The organism is Sphingobium estronivorans (assembly GCF_008692605.1).
GTDB lineage: Bacteria > Pseudomonadota > Alphaproteobacteria > Sphingomonadales > Sphingomonadaceae > Sphingobium > Sphingobium estronivorans.
The window spans coordinates 1-19,754 of record NZ_LFCT01000032.1 but is presented as its reverse complement, the minus strand read 5'-3'; the positions used below and the strand labels follow the sequence as shown (position 1 = coordinate 19,754).

Sequence of the window (19,754 nt, the reverse complement as noted above, 5' to 3'; positions counted from 1 at the left end):
GCGCGGGCATGGAAAACGCCGATTTCTTCATGGGGCTGGCGCAGCAGGCGCTGTGGATCACGGCGCTGGCGGCAGCGCCGATCCTGATTCCGGCGCTGGTCGCGGGCGTATTGATCGGCATGATCCAGGCGGCGACCTCGATCAACGAGCAGACGCTGAGCTTCATCCCCAAGATCCTGATCGTCGGCGCCATGCTGGTGATCTTCGGCGGGTCGATCATGGTGTTGATCGCGGACTTCACGCGCGAGATTTTCGAGCGCATTCCGGACCTGCTGCAATGATCGCGCCGGGCTTCGCCCATGTGGAAGTCCAGCTGTGGATCTGGCTGATCGCGATGATCCGTCCGGGCGCGGCCTTCATGGCGGCGCCCGTTTTCGGCGCGCCGGCGGTGCCGTTGCAATTGCGGCTGATCCTGTCGCTGGCCCTGGGCATGGCGGCGCTCAACAGCGTGCATATCCAGCTTCCTGCCGATGGCGTCGCCAGTTTCGAGGGCATCATGCTGGTCGCGGGCGAAGTGCTGGCGGGCCTCGCCATGGGCTTTGCCGTGCAGATCGGCTATGCCGCCGCGCTGGTCGCGGGGGAGGCCATCGGCAACACCATGGGCCTGAATTTCGCGGCGATGGTCGATCCGTCCTCGGGTCAGGCGACGCAGGCGGTAGGGCAGTTCCTCTCGATCCTTTCCACCTTCCTGCTGCTCGCCATGGACGGGCATCTGATGCTGGTGAGTTTCGTGGTGCAGAGCTATCAGGCGATCCCGCCCAACGGCGCGATGCTCAGCAATGATGCGGTCTGGCATCTGGTCGAATTTGGCGGCGCCTTGCTCGGCGCGGGGCTGACCATCGCGTTGCCGGTCGGGTTCGCGCTGGTGCTGGTGCAGATCGTCATGGGGATGCTGTCCCGCACGGCGCCCGCGCTCAACCTGTTCGCGGTGGGCATGCCGGTGGCGCTGATGGCGGGGCTGATCCTGCTGGCGATGACCGTGCCGATCATGGGCGAGGGCATCACCATCGCGCTCAAGGCCGGGTTGGATCAGGCGCAAAGCCTGGCGGAAGGGCGCTGAACCATGGCGGAGAGCAATGGCGGCGGTGAAAAGACCGAAAAACCGACAGCCAAGAAACTCAAGGACGCCGCGAAAAACGGCGACATCCTCCAGTCCCGCGATCTCGCCACCGCTCTGGTGGTGATGGCGGGAATCGGGTGGATTGCGGTCACCGGACCGTCGGTCGTGAAATCGCTGTCGCACATGCTGGTGCAGGCGTTGCGCTTCAGTCGCGAGGATATCGTCAATTTCGCGCCCGCCGACCGGGGTTTCAGCCTGTTGTCGGGGATCGCGCTGCCGGTGGCGGGGATCATGCTGGCGACATTGATCGCGGCGATTGCCGGGCCGGCGCTGCTGGGGTCGCTCGGCTTTCGTCCCGGCGCCTTCGCGCCCAAGGCGTCGAAGCTCAATCCCGCCTCCGGTCTCAAGCGCATGTTCGGTATGCAGGGCCTTATCGAACTCCTCAAGTCGATCGCCAAGGTGTCGTTGCTGGGCGCCATCGGCGTCTGGATGATCTGGGACCGGATGAGCGAGATCATCGGCCTTGGGCGATCCGGGCTGGCGCCCGCCATGTCGGACCTGGGCAATATGTTCATCATGACCTGCCTGGTGATGGCGGGGGGGCTGTTCCTGATCGCGGGCATCGACGTGCCCGCGCAGCTCATGCAGCGGTCCAAGCGGCTGTCGATGAGCAAGCAGGAAATCAAGGATGAGCATAAGGAAAGCGAAGGCTCGCCCGAACTGAAAGGCCATATCCGCCGCCGCCAGTTCGAGGTGCTGAGCGGGTCCACCCGCCAGGCCGTGGCCGAGGCCAGCGTCATCATCACCAACCCGACCCATTTCGCCGTCGCACTGCGCTACAAGCCGGGGCAGGACGCCGCGCCGGTCGTGGTGGCGCGCGGTTGCGACGCGGTGGCGGCGGCGATCCGCGAACTGGCCGACCAGAATGGCGTGACGGTGCTGCAATATCCCGAACTGGCGCGCGCCATCTACTTCACCTCGCGCGCCGGGCAGATCGTGAACGAGGGCCTCTACATGGCGGTTGCGACCGTGCTGGCCTTCGTCTTTCGCGTGGAGAATCGCATGGCTGGCGAGATGGACCGGCCGTTCATCACCGTGCCGGACGATCTGCGTTTCGACGCGGACGGCCAAAAAATGCCGTAAATCCAGCTGGCTTGCGGAACAGGCGGATGCTTAACCCAAGTTTAGGGCTTATTGTCCGTATAATGTTCATGGGGACGCATTAGGATGGTGCGTCATGAACGACTATTTTTCACGGAGCGAACTACCGCCGGTTGAGCGCAGCAACACCCGTGCGCCGGCGGCCGTGCCGCCGGTCGCTCCGGTTTCCGGTGCCGCCCTGATGCGCCGGCAGGGCGGATCGGCGTCGCAGGCCGCCACTGACGATCCGGCATCGCCGGAAGGCCGCATCGCCAGCAGCGCCGAATATGCCAGGGTCCATGCCCGCATAGCGGGCATATTGGCGGAACTGAGCACGCAGGGCAGCACCGCCACGGTGGACGGCGCGGCGGAGGAAATCCAGTCGATGCTGCCATCGCCGCAGGTGCTGGTGCCCCTGCCGCCCGCTTCGAAGGAAGCGGTGGAAAGTTCCATCCGCATTGCCCGGCGCATAGCCGAACAGGCCGCGCTGGCCCATGCCGCGCAGGCCCATATGGGGCGCGGGGCCGTCGACCAGATCGTCTCGGCCGGGGTCTGATACCAAGGCGCGATGAGTTTGACTCATCGAATCTTGGTAAAGCCCGCGCGGCGCCTGAGCGAAACCCACTTGTGATCGATCGAAGACCGAGCGCGATGGTATGACGCGCGCTTTTCCGCTTTTGCGGCGGGCGATGAAAATCATTCCTAAAGGTCTTGGGCCTAGGGCCGTTCTTGCATGTGAAAGGACGGCCCATGACTTCGGTGAGCAGCAGCATCTTGACGGCGCTTGGCGCGGGGTCGGGCATCGATACCTCCTCGCTCGTGTCCAGCCTGGTCAGCGCGGCCAGGGAGCCGAAGCAGAATGCGATCACCAGCCGTCAGTCGCTGAACAGCGCGCGCATTTCCGCGCTGGCCTCCGCCTCCAGTTCGCTCGACACCTTTGCCGATGCGCTGAACAGCCTGCTGGCGGGCACCGGCTATTCCGGCACGCCTGCGTCCAACGACACCAGCATCGTCGCGGTCAGCGCGCTGCCCGGCGGGACGCCGACGGGCCTGCCCGCGCAGATTGAGGTGCAGCAGCTGGCCTCGGCCCGGACGCTGGTTTCCGCGGTCAACGCCAATCAGGACGCATCGCAGGGCGCGGCGGCCACCGTCGGCGTCGGGGAGCTGTCGCTGAAGGTCGGGAGCGGCAATGCCGTTTCCATCAAGATCGACGCCACCAATAACAGCTACACGGGCCTGGCGGCTGCCATCAACAATGCGGGGGCCGGCGTTACCGCGACGGTCGTCACGGATTCGCAGGGCACGCGGCTGATGCTCAAGGGGCCGACCGGCGCGGCGAACGATTTCTCGCTGACCACCGTTTCTTCGACAACGGATGCAACGACCGGTGCGGACCTGTCCCGGTTCGCCTGGTCTTCGGCCGGCCCGGTTTCCGGCAGCACGATGAGTTCGGCCGGGCAGCCCAAGGATGCGATCATCCTGCTCGACGGGGTGGAGCAGCATTATGCCGCCAACACCATCGACACCGCCATCCCCAATCTGCGCATCGACCTTAACAAGGCGGCGCCGGGCACCAGCGTCACGCTGGCGACGACCGAGCCGACCACCTCCATGCGCGACCTGATGGTCGAGTTCGTCGACGCCTATAACACGCTGATGAAGGCGCTGAACACGGCGACGGCGACCGGCACCGACGCATCGACCGCGGGCGTGCTGAACGGCGAAGCGTCGATCCGCGACATGAAGCGGCAGTTGTCGCAGATGGTGTCGGCGCAACTGACCGCCACCGGCCCCTACAAGACGCTGAACGATCTGGGCGTCAGCACCAATCGCGACGGTACGCTGTCGCTGGACACGGCGGCGCTGGACAAGGTGATGGCGGCGGACCCCAAGGCCATCACGCAGATGCTGAATCCCTCGGTCAAGACCGCGACCAATATCGGTCTCGCCGGCCTGATGGACAAGGTGCGCGACAATAGCCAGAAGGATGGCGGCCCGCTCGCCGCATCTCAGGCCAGGTACAAGGCGCTGGCGAGCAATCTGAGCGACCAGCTCGACAAGCTCGACACCCAGATGGCGGACTATCAGACGCAGCTGACCAAGGTCTATTCGGTCATGGAAAACCGGCTGTCCGCCTTCAAGGCGACGCAGAGCTACCTGACGCAACAGGTGGCGATGTGGACCAAGAGCAACGATTGATAAAAGAGGGTCAGGAAGATCATGTTCTATAATCATGGCGGTTTCGGCGGCGCGGCAGCGCGGCGTTATGCGGCGGTCCACACCGGCAGCCGGATCGAGGGCGCGACCCCTCATGCCCTGGTCAAGGTGCTGTTCGACGAGTTGCAGCTGGCGCTGGACGCCACGGCGCTGGCCGAACGCAATGGCGACCGGCTCAAGGTGTCGGACAAGCAGGCCCGGGCCATGTCGATCCTGTTCGCGCTGGAATCGAGCCTGGACTTCGACAAGGGCGGCGACATTGCGACCGGCCTGGCGCAAATCTATCGCGAGGCGCGCCGCCTGCTGCTGGCCGGGGCCAAGGAGCACAGCGCCGAGCCGGTGGAGCAGGCCCGCGCGATGATCGGGGAAATCGCCGACGCCTGGAGCCAGATCGGCCAATAATAGCAAGGGGCAATGAGCTTGACTCATGGCGCCCTGATTAAGCCCGTGCGGCGCTTGAGCATTTCCAATCCGTGATGCGTCGGCATCTTGGCGGGTTGGTATAAGCGCCTGACCCGCGCTTTATCGTAGCGGGTTGCGCCTCAGGGTGCGTCCTTGTATAGGCAGCGCTCGCAAAGGGCGGCCCGGCGGGGGCCGCCTTTTTGCGTTTCGGAACCTGTTTACATCAGCCCAGAAGGGAAGGCCCATGTCGATTACGCCGCTCATGCCCGTTTACCCCCGGTGTGATGTACGCCCGGTCCGAGGCGAGGGCTGCTACCTGATCGGGGAACGCGGCGAGCGGTATCTGGATTTCGCCAGCGGCATCGCGGTCAACCTGCTGGGGCACGGCCATCCGAAGCTGGTCAAGGCCATCGCCGATCAGGCCGCGACGCTGATGCACACGTCGAACCTCTACGGCATGCCGCTGGGCGAGACGTTCGCGCAGCGTCTCGTCGACACGACCTTTGCCGATACGGTGTTCTTCACCAATTCGGGGGCCGAAGCGGTGGAATGCGCGATCAAGACCGCGCGCCGCTATCATTATGCCAATGGCGAGGCCCATCGGCACAGGATCATCAGCTTCGACAACGCCTTCCATGGGCGGACGCTGGGCACGATCTCCGCGACCAGCCAGCCCAAGATGCGCGACGGCTTCGAGCCGCTGCTGCCCGGCTTCACCGTGGTGCCGTTCAACGATCTGGAGGCCGCGACGGCCGCCGTCGATGAGAATACCGCCGGTTTCCTGGTGGAAACGGTGCAGGGCGAAGGCGGCGTAACCCCGGCGACGCAAGAGTTCCTCTCCGGCCTGCGCAAGCTGTGCGACGAAAAGGGCATGCTGCTGATCCTGGACGAAGTGCAGTGCGGCTATGCCCGCACCGGCACCTTCTTCGCCCATGAGCAATATGGCGTGACGCCGGACATCATGGCGGTCGCCAAGGGCATCGGCGCGGGCTTCCCGCTGGGCGCCTGCCTCGCGACCGAGGAAGCGGCCAAGGGCATGGTGTTCGGCACCCATGGTTCGACCTATGGCGGCAATCCGCTGGCCATGGCGGTCGGCATGACCGTGCTGGACGAGGTGTTGGGCGAGGGGTTCCTCGACCATGTGAAGGCGATGGGCGCGCGTCTGCGTTCGGCGCTGGAGCAGTTGATCCCCAATCATGACGGCATGTTCGAGGATGTGCGCGGCATGGGCCTGATGCTGGGCGTCAAGATGACGGATGGTTACGATGCGCGCAACTTCGTGGCGCATCTGCGGGATCATCATGGCCTGCTCGCGGTGTCGGCGGGGCAGAATGTCGTGCGCATCCTGCCGCCCCTCGTGATCGAGGAAAGCCATATCGCCGAATGCATCGAAAAGCTGTCCGCCGGGGCGCGGAGTTTTGCGGAGGCTGCGGCCTGAACCAATCCCGTTCGCGTGAGCGAACGGGCCGATGGGGGATTCCTCATGACCAGACATTTCCTGAATTTGAGTGACGCAGGCGGTGACGCGATTGCCGCCATGATTGCCGATGCCATCGACCGGAAGGCGGCGCGCAAGAGCTGGCCCAAGGGGCAGGCCGATGCGGATGCGCCGCTGGCCGGCCATACGCTGGCGATGATCTTCGAGAAGAATTCGACCCGGACCCGCGTGTCGTTCGACATGGCGATCCGCCAACTGGGCGGCACCTCGCTGATCCTGGACGGCGCGACCAGCCAGTTGGGCCGGGGCGAGACGGTGGCCGACACGGCGCGCGTGCTCAGCCGCATGTGCGACGCCATCATGATCCGCACCGACGATCATGCGAAGATCGAGGAAATGGCGCATCATGCCAGCGTTCCGGTCATCAACGGCCTGACCGACCTGTCGCATCCCTGCCAGATCGTCGCGGACCTGCTGACCGTGGTGGAGCATGGCGTGGCCTTGCCGGGCAGCCAGTGGGCCTGGCTGGGCGACGGCAATAATGTGCTGCATTCGATTGTGGAGGCGGCGGGTCTGATGCAGTTCGACGTGCGCATCGCCGTGCCGGAGGGCTATGATCCCGATCCGTCGTTCGAGGTCGAAGCCCGCACGCGCGGCGCGACCATCACCCGCAGCCGCGATCCGCAGGCCGCGGTCAGCGGCGCGGACATCGTGGTCACCGACACCTGGATTTCCATGGGACAGGCCCATGCCGAGGAAAAGCTGGCGGCGATGATGCCCTATCAGGTGACGCCCGAATTGATGGCGCGGGCCAAGCCGTCCGCCAAGTTCCTGCACTGCCTGCCTGCCCATCGCGGCGAGGAAGTGGTGGAAGCGGTGATCGATGGGCCGCAATCGGTGATCTGGGACGAGGCGGAGAACCGCATCCATGCCCAGAAGTCGGTGCTGCTGTGGGCGTTGGGCCGTCTCGGTTGAGTTTGATGGCGGCGATCCTATCTTAGCGCCTTTATATGATTGGCCCGCCTGACGGTGGGCCGCACGGAGCTTGATTTGACCTCTACCGCCTCACTCGACCAGGCCCTTGGCTTCACCATCCCCTCACGCCATACGCGGGGGCGGATCGTGCGGCTGGGGCCGGTCCTCGACGATGTTCTCGCCGCCCATGCCTATCCGCCGCAGATCGAGCGGCTGCTCGCGTCTGCCCTGGTGCTGGCGGCCTTGCTCGGTTCGACGCTCAAGGATGCGGGCGGGCAGCTCACCTTGCAGGCGCAGACCGAAAATGGCGTCGTCAGCCTGCTGGTCGCTGACTATAAGGGCGGCGAACTGCGCGGCTATGCCAAGTTCGACGCTGACCGGTTGGCCGAACTGGGGGCCGACCCGACGCTGTTCGGGCTGTTCGGCAAGGGCTATCTCGCCGTCACTTTCGATCAGGCAGCGAGCGGCGAGCGCTATCAGGGGATTGTGCCGCTCGACGGCGAATCGCTGGCGGACGCGGCGGAACATTATTTCTTCCAGTCCGAACAGATCCCCAGCATCATCCAGATCGCGACCCGCCATGATGCGGGCGAGGGGTGTCTGGCCGCCGGCCTGTTGCTCCAGCATCTGCCCGAGGGCGAGGTGGGACGCGAACGGCTGCATGTCCGCCATGACCATCCCGAATGGGAGCATGTGCAGGCGCTGGCGCACACGCTGAAGGATGCGGAACTGACCGATGGCGATCTGCCACTGACCGACATCGTCTGGCGGCTGTTTCATGAAGAGGATGAGGTGCGGGTCACCGATCCGACCGTGCTGACCAAGGGGTGTCGCTGCGATCTGGGCCATATCCGCAGCGTCATCGGCCGGTTTCCGGCGGCCGAGCGGGCGGAGATGGCCGACGATCAGGGGATTATCGGGGTCGATTGCGCTTTCTGTTCGCGGCTGTTCCCGGTGGCGCTCGACAGTTTCGCGGCGGCGGAGTAGCCCGCGGCCCGATGCAATCCCTGCTATCAAATTGCCGCATTTGGCGGGCAGGATTGATGCGGAACAGGCGATCTGACGGGGGGATCGGAACGATGGCAGGACGATGCGCCCTTGCGGCGGTGTTGATGATGGCGATGGCGGCCGCCGTTCACGCGGCGGGTCCTGCGCCGCGCCTGGCCAAGGGGCTGGAAGCGGGGGAATGGGAATTGCGGGAGCGGGGGACGGGCGCGGTCCGTAAGCTCTGCGTGTCTCAGCTGAGCCAGCTTCTGCAACGCCGCCATGACGGGCATGGCTGCAAGAGCTTTACCGTGAACGACACGCCCAAGCGGCTTGTTATCACCTATGAATGCGGCGCGGCGGGCAATGGCCGGACCGACCTTCGCATCGAAACGTCCCGGCTGGTGCAGATAATGTCGCAGGGCATTGCCGATGGCGCGCCCTTCGATTTCGCTCTGGAGGGGCGCTGGGTCGGGGCCTGCCATTAAGGCCGACTCGCTTGCACTGGCGCGCCGGGAAGGGTAGCGCGACGCTTATGGTTGCCAATAGCGGAAAATTCGCCGTCGTCCTGCTCTCCGGCGGGCTCGACTCCATGGTCGCGGGCGGGCTGGCGCGCGAGGCCGGTTACCGGCTGTTCGCTTTGTCGATCGATTATAATCAGCGGCATCGTCTGGAATTGCAGGCGGCGGGGCGTATTGCTTCGGCGCTCAACGCCATGTCGCATATCGTGCTGCCGTTGGATCTGACGGCTTTTGGCGGGTCGGCGCTGACCGCGGACATTGCCGTGCCCAAAGAGGGGGTCGGTCCCGATATTCCCATCACCTATGTGCCTGCGCGCAACACCATCTTCCTGTCGCTGACCCTGGGTCTGGCCGAGGTGGCTGGGGCGAGCGACGTGTTCATCGGCGTCAATGCGCTGGATTATTCGGGCTATCCCGATTGCCGCCCCGAATTCATCGACGCCTTCCAGAAAATGGCGACGCTGGCCACCAAGGCTGGGGTGGAGGGAAATCCCATCCACATCAACGCGCCGCTCCAGCATATGAGCAAGGCCGACATCGTGCGGGAGGCGCATCGGCTGGGGCTGGACGCGGGACTGAGCTGGTCCTGCTACGATCCGACGCCCGACGGCAAGCATTGCGGCCTGTGCGACAGCTGCCGCCTGCGCTCCAAGGGGTTCGAGGAAGCGGGCCTGCCCGATCCGACGATCTATGCGGTGAAGCCCTGACGCCATGAGCTATGCGGTCAAGGAAATGTTCCTCACCCTTCAGGGCGAAGGCGTCCATGCCGGGCGCCGGGCGGTGTTCCTGCGCTTTGCCGGATGCAACCTGTGGACCGGGCGGGAGCAGGACCGGGCGAGCGCGATCTGCCAGTTCTGCGACACCGATTTCGTCGGCACGGACGGCGATGGCGGCGGCAAGTTCGCGGATGCGGACGGTCTGGCGGATGCGGCCCTTGCCTTTTGGGGCGAGGGGCAGGACGGGCGCTACATCGTGCTGACCGGCGGAGAGCCGATGCTCCAGATCGACGATGCGCTGGTCGATGCGCTGCATGAGCGGGGCTTTGCCATCGCGGTCGAGAGCAACGGCACCTTGCCCGCGCATCCGGGGCTGGACTGGGTCTGCATCAGCCCAAAGGCCGGGAGCGACGTGGTGCAGCGCAGCGGCAACGAACTGAAGCTGGTCTGGCCCCAGCCGGGGCAGGGGCACAGCCTGGCCGATGTCGAGGACATGGAGGGCTGGGCCTTCGACCATCTGCTGATCCAGCCGCTGGACGATCCGGATGCGGCGCGGAATGCGCAGGCGGCGGTGGATCTGGTGATGGACCGGCCGCGCTGGCGGCTGAGCCTGCAATCCCATAAATATCTGGGATTGCGGTAGAAGCTTCCGCTTGCCGCATCGGCACACGCTCCCGCTCGCGCAGGAGCGCGTTAATTGCCGCTTATACCATCGCGCTCGGTCTTCGACCGATCACAAGTGGGTTTCGCTCAGGCGCCGCGCGGGCTTTACCAAGGTCCGATGAGTCAAACTCATCGCGCCTTGCTATTAGGGCTGAACGCCGGTTTTCTGGTTCCACGCCATCTGGCAGGCCGGCAGCAGCTTGCCCTTCTTCCAGCATTTGGGATCGAAGGAGGGCAATGCCAGCGAATAGCTGCGGCCCGGATCGCCGTAAAATTGCTCGCCGGCAAGGATCAGCGACTTCTTGATCGAACCCAGACCGTTGCGGGCCACTTCATTGAGCGTGCCGCGCTGGGCGAAGATCGCCTGCCGCCCGACCAGCGCCGCCGCCTGGCAGAAGCCGCGCTGCGCCTGCACGGTCGAATAGCCTGAATAGATGCGCGTGCCATATTGGTCGGACGCCATCTGGCCGGGCTTGCCCTTGCCCACGGTGCGCTGGAAATAACCGAGCAGCGCGGTCTGCGCCGCATCAAGTTCGGCGTCGTGATGGGCGATCATGGCGTTATAATTGCTGATCGACAGCAGCGTGGGTTCGAACTGGCATTGCAGCGCCGCGACATTGAGCGCCGCGCGCAGGTTCCACACCAGCCCTGCCTTGATCTCCGCCGCATTGGCGCCGGGGAGGCCAAGCGCGGTCGCCGCCTCCGCATCGGTCAGCGGCGGGGTCGAGAAATCGGGCGGCGACCAGAAAAATTGCGCCGTGGCCGGTTGGGCGAGCAGGGGCATGGCCAACGCCGTCAATCCCAGAGCAGCGCGGCGCGCGGTGGAACGGAATGTCATCGAAATCCCCTCTGGAAACAAGGCTGCAAGAAATATTGTCTCTGTCTGTATCACGCCTGAATGTCGGCGCCAGCCTATTGATCGGAGAGAACTTCGGTATCCGCCGCCGGTTTTTCCTCGCCGCCCTTCGGCTTCGGCGCGGTCGTGCGCGCGGCGGCGTTGTCGCTGCGGTTCGCGGGCAGCGCCAGGGCGCCGCCTTCGCTCTGCACGCCGTCCAGATCGGTCATGGCGTCCGTGGCAGTGCCGTCGACCACCTCCATATGATTCATCGGAACGGCGGTCGTGTTCTTTTCCTTGCCGCCGCAGGCCGCCAGCGCCATGCAGCCGGACAAAATCAGCGTCGTACAAACCATCTTCGCGTCAAGGCGCATCCGGGTCTCCATCAAGCCTGTTTCAGCATGCCCGGTAGCCCCCCACCTGGCGAAAGCCGCGACCCTAGCGGGCCGTTCCGCATTGCTCAACCCCCGCCCCATCGTCGGTGGGGCAGCGGCGCAGGCGGCTGACAAAGGCAGGGAAATGACGCTCAAGGGCTGCATCCAGTTCCGCCATGGACGCTTTCATGCCCAATGCGGCGATGCTGGTCACCGGATATTCGGCTATACCGCACGGCACGATGCCCCCGAAATGGGACAGGTCGGGATCGACATTGATCGAAAAACCGTGAAGCGTGACCCAGCGCCGCACCCGGATGCCGAGCGCGCCGATCTTTGCCTCCCGCCCGTCCCGGTCATCGGTCCAGATGCCGATGCGGCCCTCCGCGCGGCGGGCGGCGATGCCGAGATCGCTCAAGCCGTCGATCATCCAGCCTTCCAGATGATGGACGAAATTGCGCACATCCTTGCCGCGTTCGCGCAGGTCGATGTTGAGATAGCCGATACGCTGGCCGGGACCATGATAGGTATATCGGCCTCCGCGTCCGGCATCATGCACGGGAAAGCGGGGGTCGAGCAATTCGGCTGGATTGGCGCTGGTACCCGCCGTGTAGAGCGGCGGATGCTCCAGCAGCCAGACCCTTTCGCTGGCCTGACCTTCGAAGATCGCAGCCGCCCGCGCCTCCATGTCCGCGAGCGCGACGGGATAGTCGACGGGCGTGTTTTCGACGCGCCATTCAATGCCTTGGACGGCGGCGGATGTGGGCAGGGACGACATGGCGGTTCCTTGACTTGGCGCGAGCGAGCGATCAAGTCTCCTGCGCGTTTTTCCATCGTATCACAGGGCGTAAAGATATGGCGACAATGTCCATCGGCAAGGCTTGGGAGGAGGCGGTCGCCTTCGTCTCGCGCGAAAGCAGCCTGCTGTTTCCCGTCGCCCTGCTGTTCATCGCCTTGCCCAGTGTCATATTGGGCGAGATGACGCCGCCTGAACTGACCGCCTGGGCCGCGTCGCAGCCGCGCGGCGCGCTGCCGCAGATACCTGCCAGCTATGGGCTGGCGATGCTGCTGACGGCGCTGCTCATCTGGTTCGGATCGTTGGCGCTGTTCGCGCTGGCGTTGCGGCCCGGTATCAGCGTGGGAGAGGCGCTGCGCCTCAGTCTGGCGCGCTTGCCCGTGCTGATCGGGACCAGCTTTGTCGCCGGGGGGGCGATTGCGTTGGCTTTGATCGTGCTGACCCTCGTGGGAATGGTGATCGCCGCTGTGTCCCCCGGTCTGCTGGCGCCGTTGCTCGGGGTGGCGATGGTGGCGGTGCTGGCTTTCGTCGGCGTGCGGCTAGTGCTGCTCAACCCGGTGGTGATCGATGGGCAGGAGGGCGTCGTCGCCTCGCTGAAGCGGAGCTGGGGGCTGACCAAGGGCCATTTCTGGCATCTGCTGGGCCTGATCGCGGTGCTGACGCTGGTGTCGCTGATCGCCAGTTCGGCCGCGCAGGCGGTGTTCGGCATTATGGGCCGCCTGATTGCGGGCACCGACGGTGCGCGGTTGATCGGCGGGGTGGCGGCTGCCGCCGTCTCCACCGTGGTGCAGGTCTATATGCTGGTGATGCTGTCCCGGCTGTACCGTCAGGCGTCGGAGCGCTAACCCAGCAACGGCACATGCGGCGCGGCGTCGCGCGGCAACAGGCCGGCGAGGCGGGGGTCGGCGAACATTTCGACCTCGCGCTTCGTGGGGACGAAGCCTGACTTGCGGTAGAAACCGAGCGCCGCCGGACTGTCCAGCGTGCAGCTGTGCACCCAAAAGCGGGTTACGTCCTTGCGCCATGCCAAAGCCTTGGCCTGCGCCATCAGCCATTTGCCCAAGCCCTTGCCGTTCAGATCCGGGACCAGCCCGAAAAAGGCCAGTTCGCAGTCGGGCATCGACCGGAAATCCAGTTCCAGCAACCCGACCTCGACGCCGCGCGGATCGGTGATGGCGTAGATCTCGACGGCGGGATCATGGACGATCGCACTCAATTCCTCATCGGGCATCGCCAGACGGGAGAACCAGAGCCACGGTTCGCCCACCCGCCGGAACAGTGCGCGATAGCTCTCCAGCGTCGGCGCCTTCCACGGCACCAGCCGAAGCGGCGCGGGCGGGATGGGGGCAGGCCGTGGCCTGTCCCGCATCTCCAAATGGGTGACGATGGTCGCGATCTGGTCGTTGGCGACGGGGCTGAGGCTCATATAAGGCTCAGCTCCAGCTCGCCATGGGCGGCAGGCTCATCAGGATCGCGTCGATATTGCCGCCGGTCTTGAGCCCGAAGAGCGTGCCGCGATCATGCACCAGGTTGAATTCGGCGTAGCGCCCGCGCCATTCCAGCATCTGGGCATAATCCTCCTCCGACCAGCTTTCCTGCATCCGCTGCCGGACGATGGGCGGAAACGCCTTGAGGAAGGCTTCGCCCACATCGCGGGTGAAGGCGAAATTGGCGTCGAAAGCGGCTTCGTCCGCGCATTCCAGATGATCGTAGAAAATCCCGCCGACGCCGCGATGGACGCCGCGGTGGGGAATGAAGAAATAATTGTCGGCCCATGCCTTGAAGCGGGGATAATGATGCGCGTCATGGGCGTCGCAGGCGGCCTTCAGCACGGCATGGAAATGGGCGGTGTCCTCATCGCGGGGAAGCGGGGGGTTGAGGTCCGCGCCGCCGCCGAACCAGCGCTTCGATGTCACCAGATAGCGCGTGTTCATGTGCACGGCGGGGACATGCGGATTGGCCATGTGCGCGACCAGGCTGATGCCGGTGGCGAAGAAATTCGGGTCCTCGCCCGCGCCATGGATGGTCTTGGCGAATTCGGGCGAGAAGGTGCCGCTCACGGTCGAGACATTGACGCCGACCTTTTCGAACACCTTGCCCTTCATGACGCCGCGCACGCCGCCGCCGCCTTCTCCCGGGGCGAGGTCGGGCGCTTCGCGGTCCCAGGCGAGATAGTCGAAGCGGGCGTCCGATCCCGCCTCGCGCTCGATCGCCTCGAATTCGGCGCAGATGCGATCTCTCAGCGACTCGAACCAGGTGCGGGCGGCTTGCTGTTGCGGGTCGAGGATCAGGCTCATTGCGGGAAACTTCCAGTCTGGCGAAGGGCTTCGGCAACCGCGATGCCCGTGGAAACGGCGATGTTCAAGGACCGGAAGCCCGGCGCCATTGGAATACGCACGCGGACATCGGCCAAATCGCGCACAGCGTCGGGGACTCCGGCGCTCTCCGACCCCATGAGAAGAATGTCGTCGTCACGAAATTCGACATCGGGCAGGCGTTGGGAGGCGTGGCTGCTCATCAGCATCAGCCGCCGCCCCTCGGCCCGGCGAACGGCATCGAAGGCCTCGAAATTGGCGTGGCGCGTGACATCGGCGGAGGCGCCATAATCCATCGCGGCCCGCTTCAGCTTCGCGTCGGAAAAGGCGAATCCCATCGGCATGATGATGTCGACCGGCACGGAAAAACAGGCGGCAAGGCGCAAAATGGCCCCGACATTGCCGGCGATTTCGGGTTGATAAAGGGCAATACGCATGGCGCGCGCCATAGAACAGCGCGGCAAATTCTCATAGCCCGTCTAAATTGCTTGGCAAATGACGCATCCTACGGTTATCAGGCCTTCAAACCGCGCCAAAGGGGGAAAGGCGGCATCCATTTGCATGGGCGTCTGCGGATCTTCCGAACATCATAGCTGAAGACGGCGATGCGGCGGGGCCAGAGACGTTCTTGCAAGGGTTGAGGTGCATGGCGATCGTTGAACATATGGAGAGTGAAGGGGCCACCGTCTCCGGTGGAAGTGGCAGCGACGGGGTTCGCCGCCGCGATTTCATCAACATCGCCGCCGTGAGCTTCGCGGGTGTCGGCGCGGTCGCGGTCGTGGTGCCGCTGATCGATCAGATGAACCCCAGTGCGGACGTGTTGGCGCTGGCGTCGACCGAAGTTGATCTTTCCTCCATCCAGCCCGGACAGGCGATCAAGACGACTTTCCGGTCGCAGCCGCTCTTCGTCCGGCATCTGACCGACAAGGAAATCGCCGAGGCCGACAAGGTCGACATTGCCTCCCTGCGCGATCCGCAGACGCTGGAGCAGCGGACCGTCGACGGCAAGAAGCAGTGGCTGATCACCATGGGCGTCTGCACCCATCTCGGCTGCGTGCCGCTGGGCGCGGGCGAGGGTGAGAATCGCGGCGAATTCGGTGGCTATTTCTGCCCCTGCCACGGGTCTTCCTACGACACTGCCGCCCGTATCCGCAAAGGCCCCGCGCCTAAGAACCTGGAAGTGCCGAAGTACAGCTTCACTTCCGATACTGCCATTCTTGTGGGTTGAGGGGGTAGAAGATGAGCTTTCCTTGGGCTGAGCAATATACCCCCAAGCATCCGGTGATGCAGTGGGTCGACGAGAAGCTGCCGTTGCCGCGCCTCGTCTACAACGCCGTGGGCGCGGGCTATCCGGTGCCGCGCAACCTCAACTATTTCTGGAATTTCGGCGTGCTCGCAGGGCTGGCGCTGATGATCCAGATCGTCACCGGCATCATCATGGCGATGCATTATGGCGCCAATACCGCCGTGGCCTTCGCCACTGTCGAACAGACGATGCGCGACGTGAACGCGGGCTGGCTGATGCGCTATGCCCATGCGACCGGCGCCAGCTTCTTCTTCATCGTGGTCTATCTCCACATTTTCCGCGGCCTCTATTTCGGGTCCTACAAGGCGCCGCGCGAAATGGTGTGGCTGCTGGGCCTCGTCATCTTCCTGCTGATGATGGCGACCGCCTTCATGGGCTATGTGCTGCCCTGGGGACAGATGAGCTATTGGGGCGCGAAGGTCATCACCGGCCTGTTCGGCGCGATCCCCGTAGTGGGCGAGCCGATCCAGACCTGGCTGCTAGGCGGTTTCGCACCCGGCAACGCGTCGCTGAACCGCTTTTTCTCGCTGCACTTCCTGCTGCCCTTCGTGATCGCGGCGGTCGTGATCCTGCACATCTGGGCGCTGCATATTCCCGGCTCGTCCAACCCGACCGGCGTGGAAGTGAAGGGACCGCAGGACACTGTGCCCTTCCATCCCTATTACACCGCGAAGGACGGTTTCGGGGCGGGCGTGTTCCTGATCCTGTTCGCGATCCTGCTGTTCTACGCGCCCAACTATCTGGGTCACCCCGATAACTATATCGAGGCGAACCCGCTCTCGACGCCTGCGCATATCGTGCCGGAATGGTATTTCTGGCCCTTCTACGCGATCCTGCGTGCCTTCACGGTGGACTTCTTCTTCGTGCCGGCGAAGCTGCTGGGCGTGCTGGCGATGTTCGCGTCGATCCTGCTGCTCTTCTTCCTGCCCTGGCTCGATACCTCGGCGGTGCGTTCGGGCAGCTACCGGCCGACCTTCCGCAAATTCTTCTGGATCCTGATCATTGACGTGCTGATCCTGGGCTATTGCGGCGGCGCGCCGGCGGCGGAACCCTATGTGATGATCTCGCAGGTGGCCGCGGCCTATTATTTCGCGCACTTCCTGATCATCCTGCCGCTTATCTCGCGCTTCGAAAAACCGCTGCCGCTGCCCAATTCGATTACCGAGGCAGTGCTGGCGAAATATGGCAAGACCGACGGCGAACCCGTCGCGGTCCCGGCCGAATAAGGGGGTAGACAGAACATGGTTCGCATCGGCGCATTTCTTGTCGGCCTCTTCTTTTCCGGCTGGCTGCTGATTTCCTTCCTGGTCGGCGCGGTGGCCTATGTCACCGAGCCGCCGGCGGTCACGGTGGAGCATGAATTCCACCGCGATCCCAAACATGTGTCCTTCTCGTTCGACGGGCCCTTCGGCACGTTCGATCAGGCGCAGTTGCAGCGCGGGTTCCAGGTGTTCAAGGAGGTCTGCTCGGCCTGCCACAGCCTGAAATTCGTGGCGTTCCGCGATCTCAAGGGCATTGGCTATAATGATGCGGAGATCAAGGCGATCGCCAAGAACTGGGCGATCAAGACCCCCGACGTCGATCCCAAGACGGGCGAGATGTCGACCCGCGCGCCGGTGCCGGCGGATTATTTCCCCAAGCCCTTCGCGAACAACGTCGCGGCGGCCGCGGCGAACAACAATGCGATCCCGCCGGATCTGTCGCTGATGACCAAGGCCCGCCATCATGGCAGCGCCTATGTCTATTCGCTGATCACCGGCTTCCAGCCGCAGCCGGCAGAGTTGCTGAAGGAATTTCCCGATGCCAAGACGCCGCAGGGGCTGCACTACAATCCCTATTTCGCCAACCTGAACCTTGCCATGGCGCCGCCGCTGACGGCCGATGGCCAGGTGACCTATGGCGACGGCACCAAGGCGAGCGTCGACCAGATGGCGCAGGACGTTGCGGCCTTCCTGACGTGGACCGCCGAACCCAAGCTGGAAAACCGCCGCCGTGCGGGCCTGGCGACGATCTTCTTCCTGCTGATCGCAACGGGCTTGGCTTATATGGCCTATCAGAATATCTGGGCGGACAAGAAAAAGGCCGCCTGATCGCGGCCTGCAACAGAAACATCGCAGGGGGCACGGGAAACCGGGCCCCCTTTTCTTTTGAAGGCTTGTATGAGCGCTGACAGTCTGGCGGCCCTGGTCCGCACCATTCCCGACTTCCCCAAGCCGGGTATCCAGTTCCGGGACATCACCACCTTGCTGGCGGACGGGCAGGGGCTGGCCGAACTGATCGAGCGCATGGCGGCGGTTGCCCGACCGCTGGACCCGGACCTGATCGTCGGGATCGAGGCACGGGGCTTTATCCTGGGGGCGGCGCTGGCCCATGCGCTGGGCGCGGGCTTTGTGCCGGTGCGCAAGAAAGGCAAGCTGCCGGGCAAGACCGTTGGCATCGATTATGTGCTGGAATATGGCACCGACCGGCTGGAACTTCATGAGGGGCAGATTCCCGAGGGTGCACGGGCGCTGCTGGTCGATGATCTGATCGCGACCGGCGGCACGGCGCTGGCGGCGGCGCAGTTGATTCGTGAGCAGGGGGCGTCGGTGCTGATGGCGCTGTTCGCCATCGACCTGCCCGATCTGGGCGGAATGGCGGCTCTGGAAGCCGATGGCGTGTCATCGACCGCGATCATCGCCTTTGAAGGGCACTGAACGGGCGGTCGTGCACCTTTTGGTGGGTTTATGGCCGCAAGGCATCCGCCAGCATGTCGACCGCCTCTGCCAGCCGTTGGTCAAGCAGCGCCAGCAATTGCGTCCATCCCAGCATGTCCGACAATTCGCCGGGGCCGTCAGAAATGCCGCGCAGCCCCATGACCGGCACGCTGAAACGCTGGCAGGCACGGACCACCGCAAAGGTTTCCATGTCGACCATGTCGGCGTCGATCGCGGCATAATCCTCGCCGCCCACGATATTCGCGCCGGTGGAAAGCCGCGCAGCGCGCAGTTCCAGCGGTGTGTGCAGCGGCAGTTCGGCGGGATGATCGGAAAAGGGCGTGACGCCCTTCGGAAAGCCCAGGCGAGAAGCATCCATGTCGCGCCAGGACACACTGGCGACCTGATAAACGTCACCCACGGCGCAGACACGCGATCCCGCCGATCCCAGCGAAACGACGAGATCGGGCAGGTTTCGGTCCTGATCCAGTTGCTGAAGCGCAAGGTCCGTGTTGAGCGCGGCCTCCACCGGGCCGACGCCGATCATCAGCGGATCGAAGCGGGTCTTAAGGTGTGGGCCATATTCATTCTCCACTGCCATGACGAACAGAACTTGCTTGTTGGCAATCGTTGCGGCACAGGCCATGGTCGTCCCCTCTTTTTCGTCTCTTCGTTCATCTGGGCAGGGCAGCCGGGCCCGAAATGCGCTTAAGCACGTATCGGTAGCGAGGTCAGCCCCTTCCGGCTCACCCAATCCATGATGACCGCCAGATAGAGGAAGCCTTTGCACTTGGGCAAATTAGGTCACATCTGCGCCCTAGGCATGTCTCGGGCGGGTGAAGACGGCTTTGCCGACACTGTCGGCAATTCCTTCAGCGCGTCGAGGGCGAATTTCTAAGGTGGGCCGTGGTGCTCGTGTATTGATGAAGACCGTGCAAAACTGCCAGGGTCGTTCTCCTGACAGGCCGGTATAGCTGCATGGCAAAGCGCTTGGCGATGCACCTGCCCGTTCAGGCTTGTAAAGCGGGTTCGACCCCGCTTCTCCGCCTCAGAAAACCCAGCAATGAGATAATTTTCTCATACGGCCTCCATCGATATCGCAGATGCGTGGTCCGCATAAGGCAAGGATTGAACTTGCGACCCCTGCGATGTCAATGCGATGGGTGGTTGTGATTTTATTGTTTAAAATCAATTTGATAGCGAATCGGCTCGGCGCGCTTGCCCGGAATTTGCCCAATTCGCTCAAAGTTGAATTCCCTTTCAGATTTCGCAGTATATTGGATGGCTGCCTTAGGCCGTAAACTCATAAAATGACT

Annotated in this window: 24 protein-coding genes; 17 read left to right on the top strand and 7 right to left on the bottom strand. The window is 64.1% G+C overall.

Annotated features, from left to right (window positions below; genetic code table 11):
- The first annotated feature begins 8 nt into the window (after positions 1 to 8).
- From fliQ to queE, 12 genes are all read left to right on the top strand, one after another.
- Positions 9 to 281: a flagellar biosynthesis protein FliQ gene (gene fliQ, locus F7P65_RS19460; RefSeq protein WP_150294761.1), complete on the top strand. Its 273-nt coding sequence runs from the start codon at positions 9 to 11 to the stop codon at positions 279 to 281.
- Positions 278 to 1,060, top strand: a complete 783-nt coding sequence (fliR, locus tag F7P65_RS19455; protein WP_150294759.1) for a flagellar biosynthetic protein FliR — start codon at positions 278 to 280, stop codon at positions 1,058 to 1,060. The genes fliQ and fliR overlap by 4 nt, the downstream gene beginning before the upstream one ends.
- Positions 1,061 to 1,063: 3 nt before the next feature.
- On the top strand, positions 1,064 to 2,203 hold the full coding sequence (flhB, locus tag F7P65_RS19450) for a flagellar type III secretion system protein FlhB (RefSeq protein WP_150294757.1): 1,140 nt from the start codon (positions 1,064 to 1,066) through the stop codon (positions 2,201 to 2,203).
- Between the two features lie 94 nt (positions 2,204 to 2,297).
- Positions 2,298 to 2,756 (top strand): hypothetical protein, encoded by a 459-nt coding sequence (locus tag F7P65_RS19445; protein WP_150294755.1) that lies wholly within the window; start codon positions 2,298 to 2,300, stop codon positions 2,754 to 2,756.
- 194 nt (positions 2,757 to 2,950) lie between these two features.
- A complete protein-coding gene (gene fliD / locus F7P65_RS19440; RefSeq protein WP_150294753.1) occupies positions 2,951 to 4,399 on the top strand; it encodes a flagellar filament capping protein FliD in 1,449 nt (482 codons plus the stop codon).
- A 21-nt stretch (positions 4,400 to 4,420) separates the two neighbouring features.
- Entirely contained in the window at positions 4,421 to 4,819 is a 399-nt protein-coding gene (locus F7P65_RS19435) for a flagellar export chaperone FliS (RefSeq protein WP_150294751.1), read from the top strand.
- 244 nt (positions 4,820 to 5,063) lie between these two features.
- Positions 5,064 to 6,257 (top strand): aspartate aminotransferase family protein, encoded by a 1,194-nt coding sequence (locus F7P65_RS19430; protein WP_150294749.1) that lies wholly within the window; start codon positions 5,064 to 5,066, stop codon positions 6,255 to 6,257.
- Positions 6,258 to 6,302: 45 nt separating this feature from the next.
- Positions 6,303 to 7,232 (top strand): ornithine carbamoyltransferase, encoded by a 930-nt coding sequence (gene argF / locus F7P65_RS19425; RefSeq protein WP_150294746.1) that lies wholly within the window; start codon positions 6,303 to 6,305, stop codon positions 7,230 to 7,232.
- A gap of 75 nt (positions 7,233 to 7,307) precedes the next feature.
- Complete coding sequence (hslO, locus tag F7P65_RS19420) at positions 7,308 to 8,219, top strand: Hsp33 family molecular chaperone HslO (protein WP_150294744.1); 912 nt, start codon at positions 7,308 to 7,310, stop codon at positions 8,217 to 8,219.
- Positions 8,220 to 8,311: 92 nt separating this feature from the next.
- The gene (locus tag F7P65_RS19415) at positions 8,312 to 8,704 is read left to right on the top strand and encodes a DUF3617 domain-containing protein (RefSeq protein WP_150294742.1); all 393 of its coding nucleotides are present in this window, start codon (positions 8,312 to 8,314) and stop codon (positions 8,702 to 8,704) included.
- Positions 8,705 to 8,751: 47 nt separating this feature from the next.
- Entirely contained in the window at positions 8,752 to 9,444 is a 693-nt protein-coding gene (gene queC, locus F7P65_RS19410) for a 7-cyano-7-deazaguanine synthase QueC (protein WP_150294740.1), read from the top strand.
- 4 nt (positions 9,445 to 9,448) lie between these two features.
- Positions 9,449 to 10,096 (top strand): 7-carboxy-7-deazaguanine synthase, encoded by a 648-nt coding sequence (gene queE, locus F7P65_RS19405; RefSeq protein WP_150294738.1) that lies wholly within the window; start codon positions 9,449 to 9,451, stop codon positions 10,094 to 10,096.
- A 165-nt stretch (positions 10,097 to 10,261) separates the two neighbouring features.
- On the opposite strand, the gene F7P65_RS19400 is transcribed toward queE, so the two are convergent.
- The 3 genes from F7P65_RS19400 to lipB form a co-directional block, all read right to left on the bottom strand.
- On the bottom strand, positions 10,262 to 10,954 hold the full coding sequence (locus tag F7P65_RS19400; protein ID WP_150294736.1) for a hypothetical protein: 693 nt from the start codon (positions 10,952 to 10,954) through the stop codon (positions 10,262 to 10,264).
- Between the two features lie 74 nt (positions 10,955 to 11,028).
- Entirely contained in the window at positions 11,029 to 11,325 is a 297-nt protein-coding gene (locus F7P65_RS19395) for a hypothetical protein (RefSeq protein WP_150294734.1), read from the bottom strand.
- Between the two features lie 64 nt (positions 11,326 to 11,389).
- Entirely contained in the window at positions 11,390 to 12,103 is a 714-nt protein-coding gene (lipB, locus tag F7P65_RS19390) for a lipoyl(octanoyl) transferase LipB (RefSeq protein WP_150294732.1), read from the bottom strand.
- A 77-nt stretch (positions 12,104 to 12,180) separates the two neighbouring features.
- Here lipB and F7P65_RS19385 point away from each other — a divergent pair, with 77 nt between their 5' ends.
- Entirely contained in the window at positions 12,181 to 12,966 is a 786-nt protein-coding gene (locus F7P65_RS19385) for a glycerophosphoryl diester phosphodiesterase membrane domain-containing protein (protein ID WP_150294730.1), read from the top strand.
- On the opposite strand, the gene F7P65_RS19380 is transcribed toward F7P65_RS19385, so the two are convergent.
- From F7P65_RS19380 to F7P65_RS19370, 3 genes are read right to left on the bottom strand one after another with little or no spacing between them, the layout of a single operon-like run.
- A complete protein-coding gene (locus F7P65_RS19380; RefSeq protein ID WP_150294728.1) occupies positions 12,963 to 13,547 on the bottom strand; it encodes a GNAT family N-acetyltransferase in 585 nt (194 codons plus the stop codon). The genes F7P65_RS19385 and F7P65_RS19380 overlap by 4 nt on opposite strands.
- Before the next feature lie 7 nt (positions 13,548 to 13,554).
- A complete protein-coding gene (gene hemF, locus F7P65_RS19375) occupies positions 13,555 to 14,418 on the bottom strand; it encodes an oxygen-dependent coproporphyrinogen oxidase (protein WP_150294726.1) in 864 nt (287 codons plus the stop codon).
- Positions 14,415 to 14,885, bottom strand: coding sequence for a tRNA (cytidine(34)-2'-O)-methyltransferase (locus F7P65_RS19370; protein ID WP_150294723.1), 471 nt, complete (start codon positions 14,883 to 14,885; stop codon positions 14,415 to 14,417). Before F7P65_RS19370 ends, hemF begins: the two co-directional genes overlap by 4 nt.
- 197 nt (positions 14,886 to 15,082) lie before the next feature.
- On the opposite strand from F7P65_RS19370, the gene petA reads away from it, so the two are divergent.
- The 4 genes from petA (at position 15,083) to F7P65_RS19350 (ending at position 18,438) form a co-directional block, all read left to right on the top strand.
- Positions 15,083 to 15,664 carry a ubiquinol-cytochrome c reductase iron-sulfur subunit gene (gene petA, locus F7P65_RS19365; RefSeq protein WP_150294721.1) on the top strand — a complete coding sequence of 194 codons (582 nt, stop codon included), beginning with the start codon at positions 15,083 to 15,085 and terminating at the stop codon, positions 15,662 to 15,664.
- Between the two features lie 11 nt (positions 15,665 to 15,675).
- Positions 15,676 to 16,968, top strand: a complete 1,293-nt coding sequence (locus tag F7P65_RS19360) for a cytochrome b (RefSeq protein ID WP_150294719.1) — start codon at positions 15,676 to 15,678, stop codon at positions 16,966 to 16,968.
- Between the two features lie 15 nt (positions 16,969 to 16,983).
- The gene (locus tag F7P65_RS19355; protein WP_150294717.1) at positions 16,984 to 17,832 is read left to right on the top strand and encodes a cytochrome c1; all 849 of its coding nucleotides are present in this window, start codon (positions 16,984 to 16,986) and stop codon (positions 17,830 to 17,832) included.
- A gap of 69 nt (positions 17,833 to 17,901) precedes the next feature.
- Positions 17,902 to 18,438, top strand: coding sequence for an adenine phosphoribosyltransferase (locus F7P65_RS19350; RefSeq protein WP_150294715.1), 537 nt, complete (start codon positions 17,902 to 17,904; stop codon positions 18,436 to 18,438).
- A gap of 28 nt (positions 18,439 to 18,466) precedes the next feature.
- Here the strand turns inward: F7P65_RS19350 and F7P65_RS19345 are convergent, their stop codons facing one another.
- A complete protein-coding gene (locus tag F7P65_RS19345) occupies positions 18,467 to 19,084 on the bottom strand; it encodes a 5'-methylthioadenosine/S-adenosylhomocysteine nucleosidase (protein WP_150294713.1) in 618 nt (205 codons plus the stop codon).
- Positions 19,085 to 19,754 lie beyond the last annotated feature (670 nt).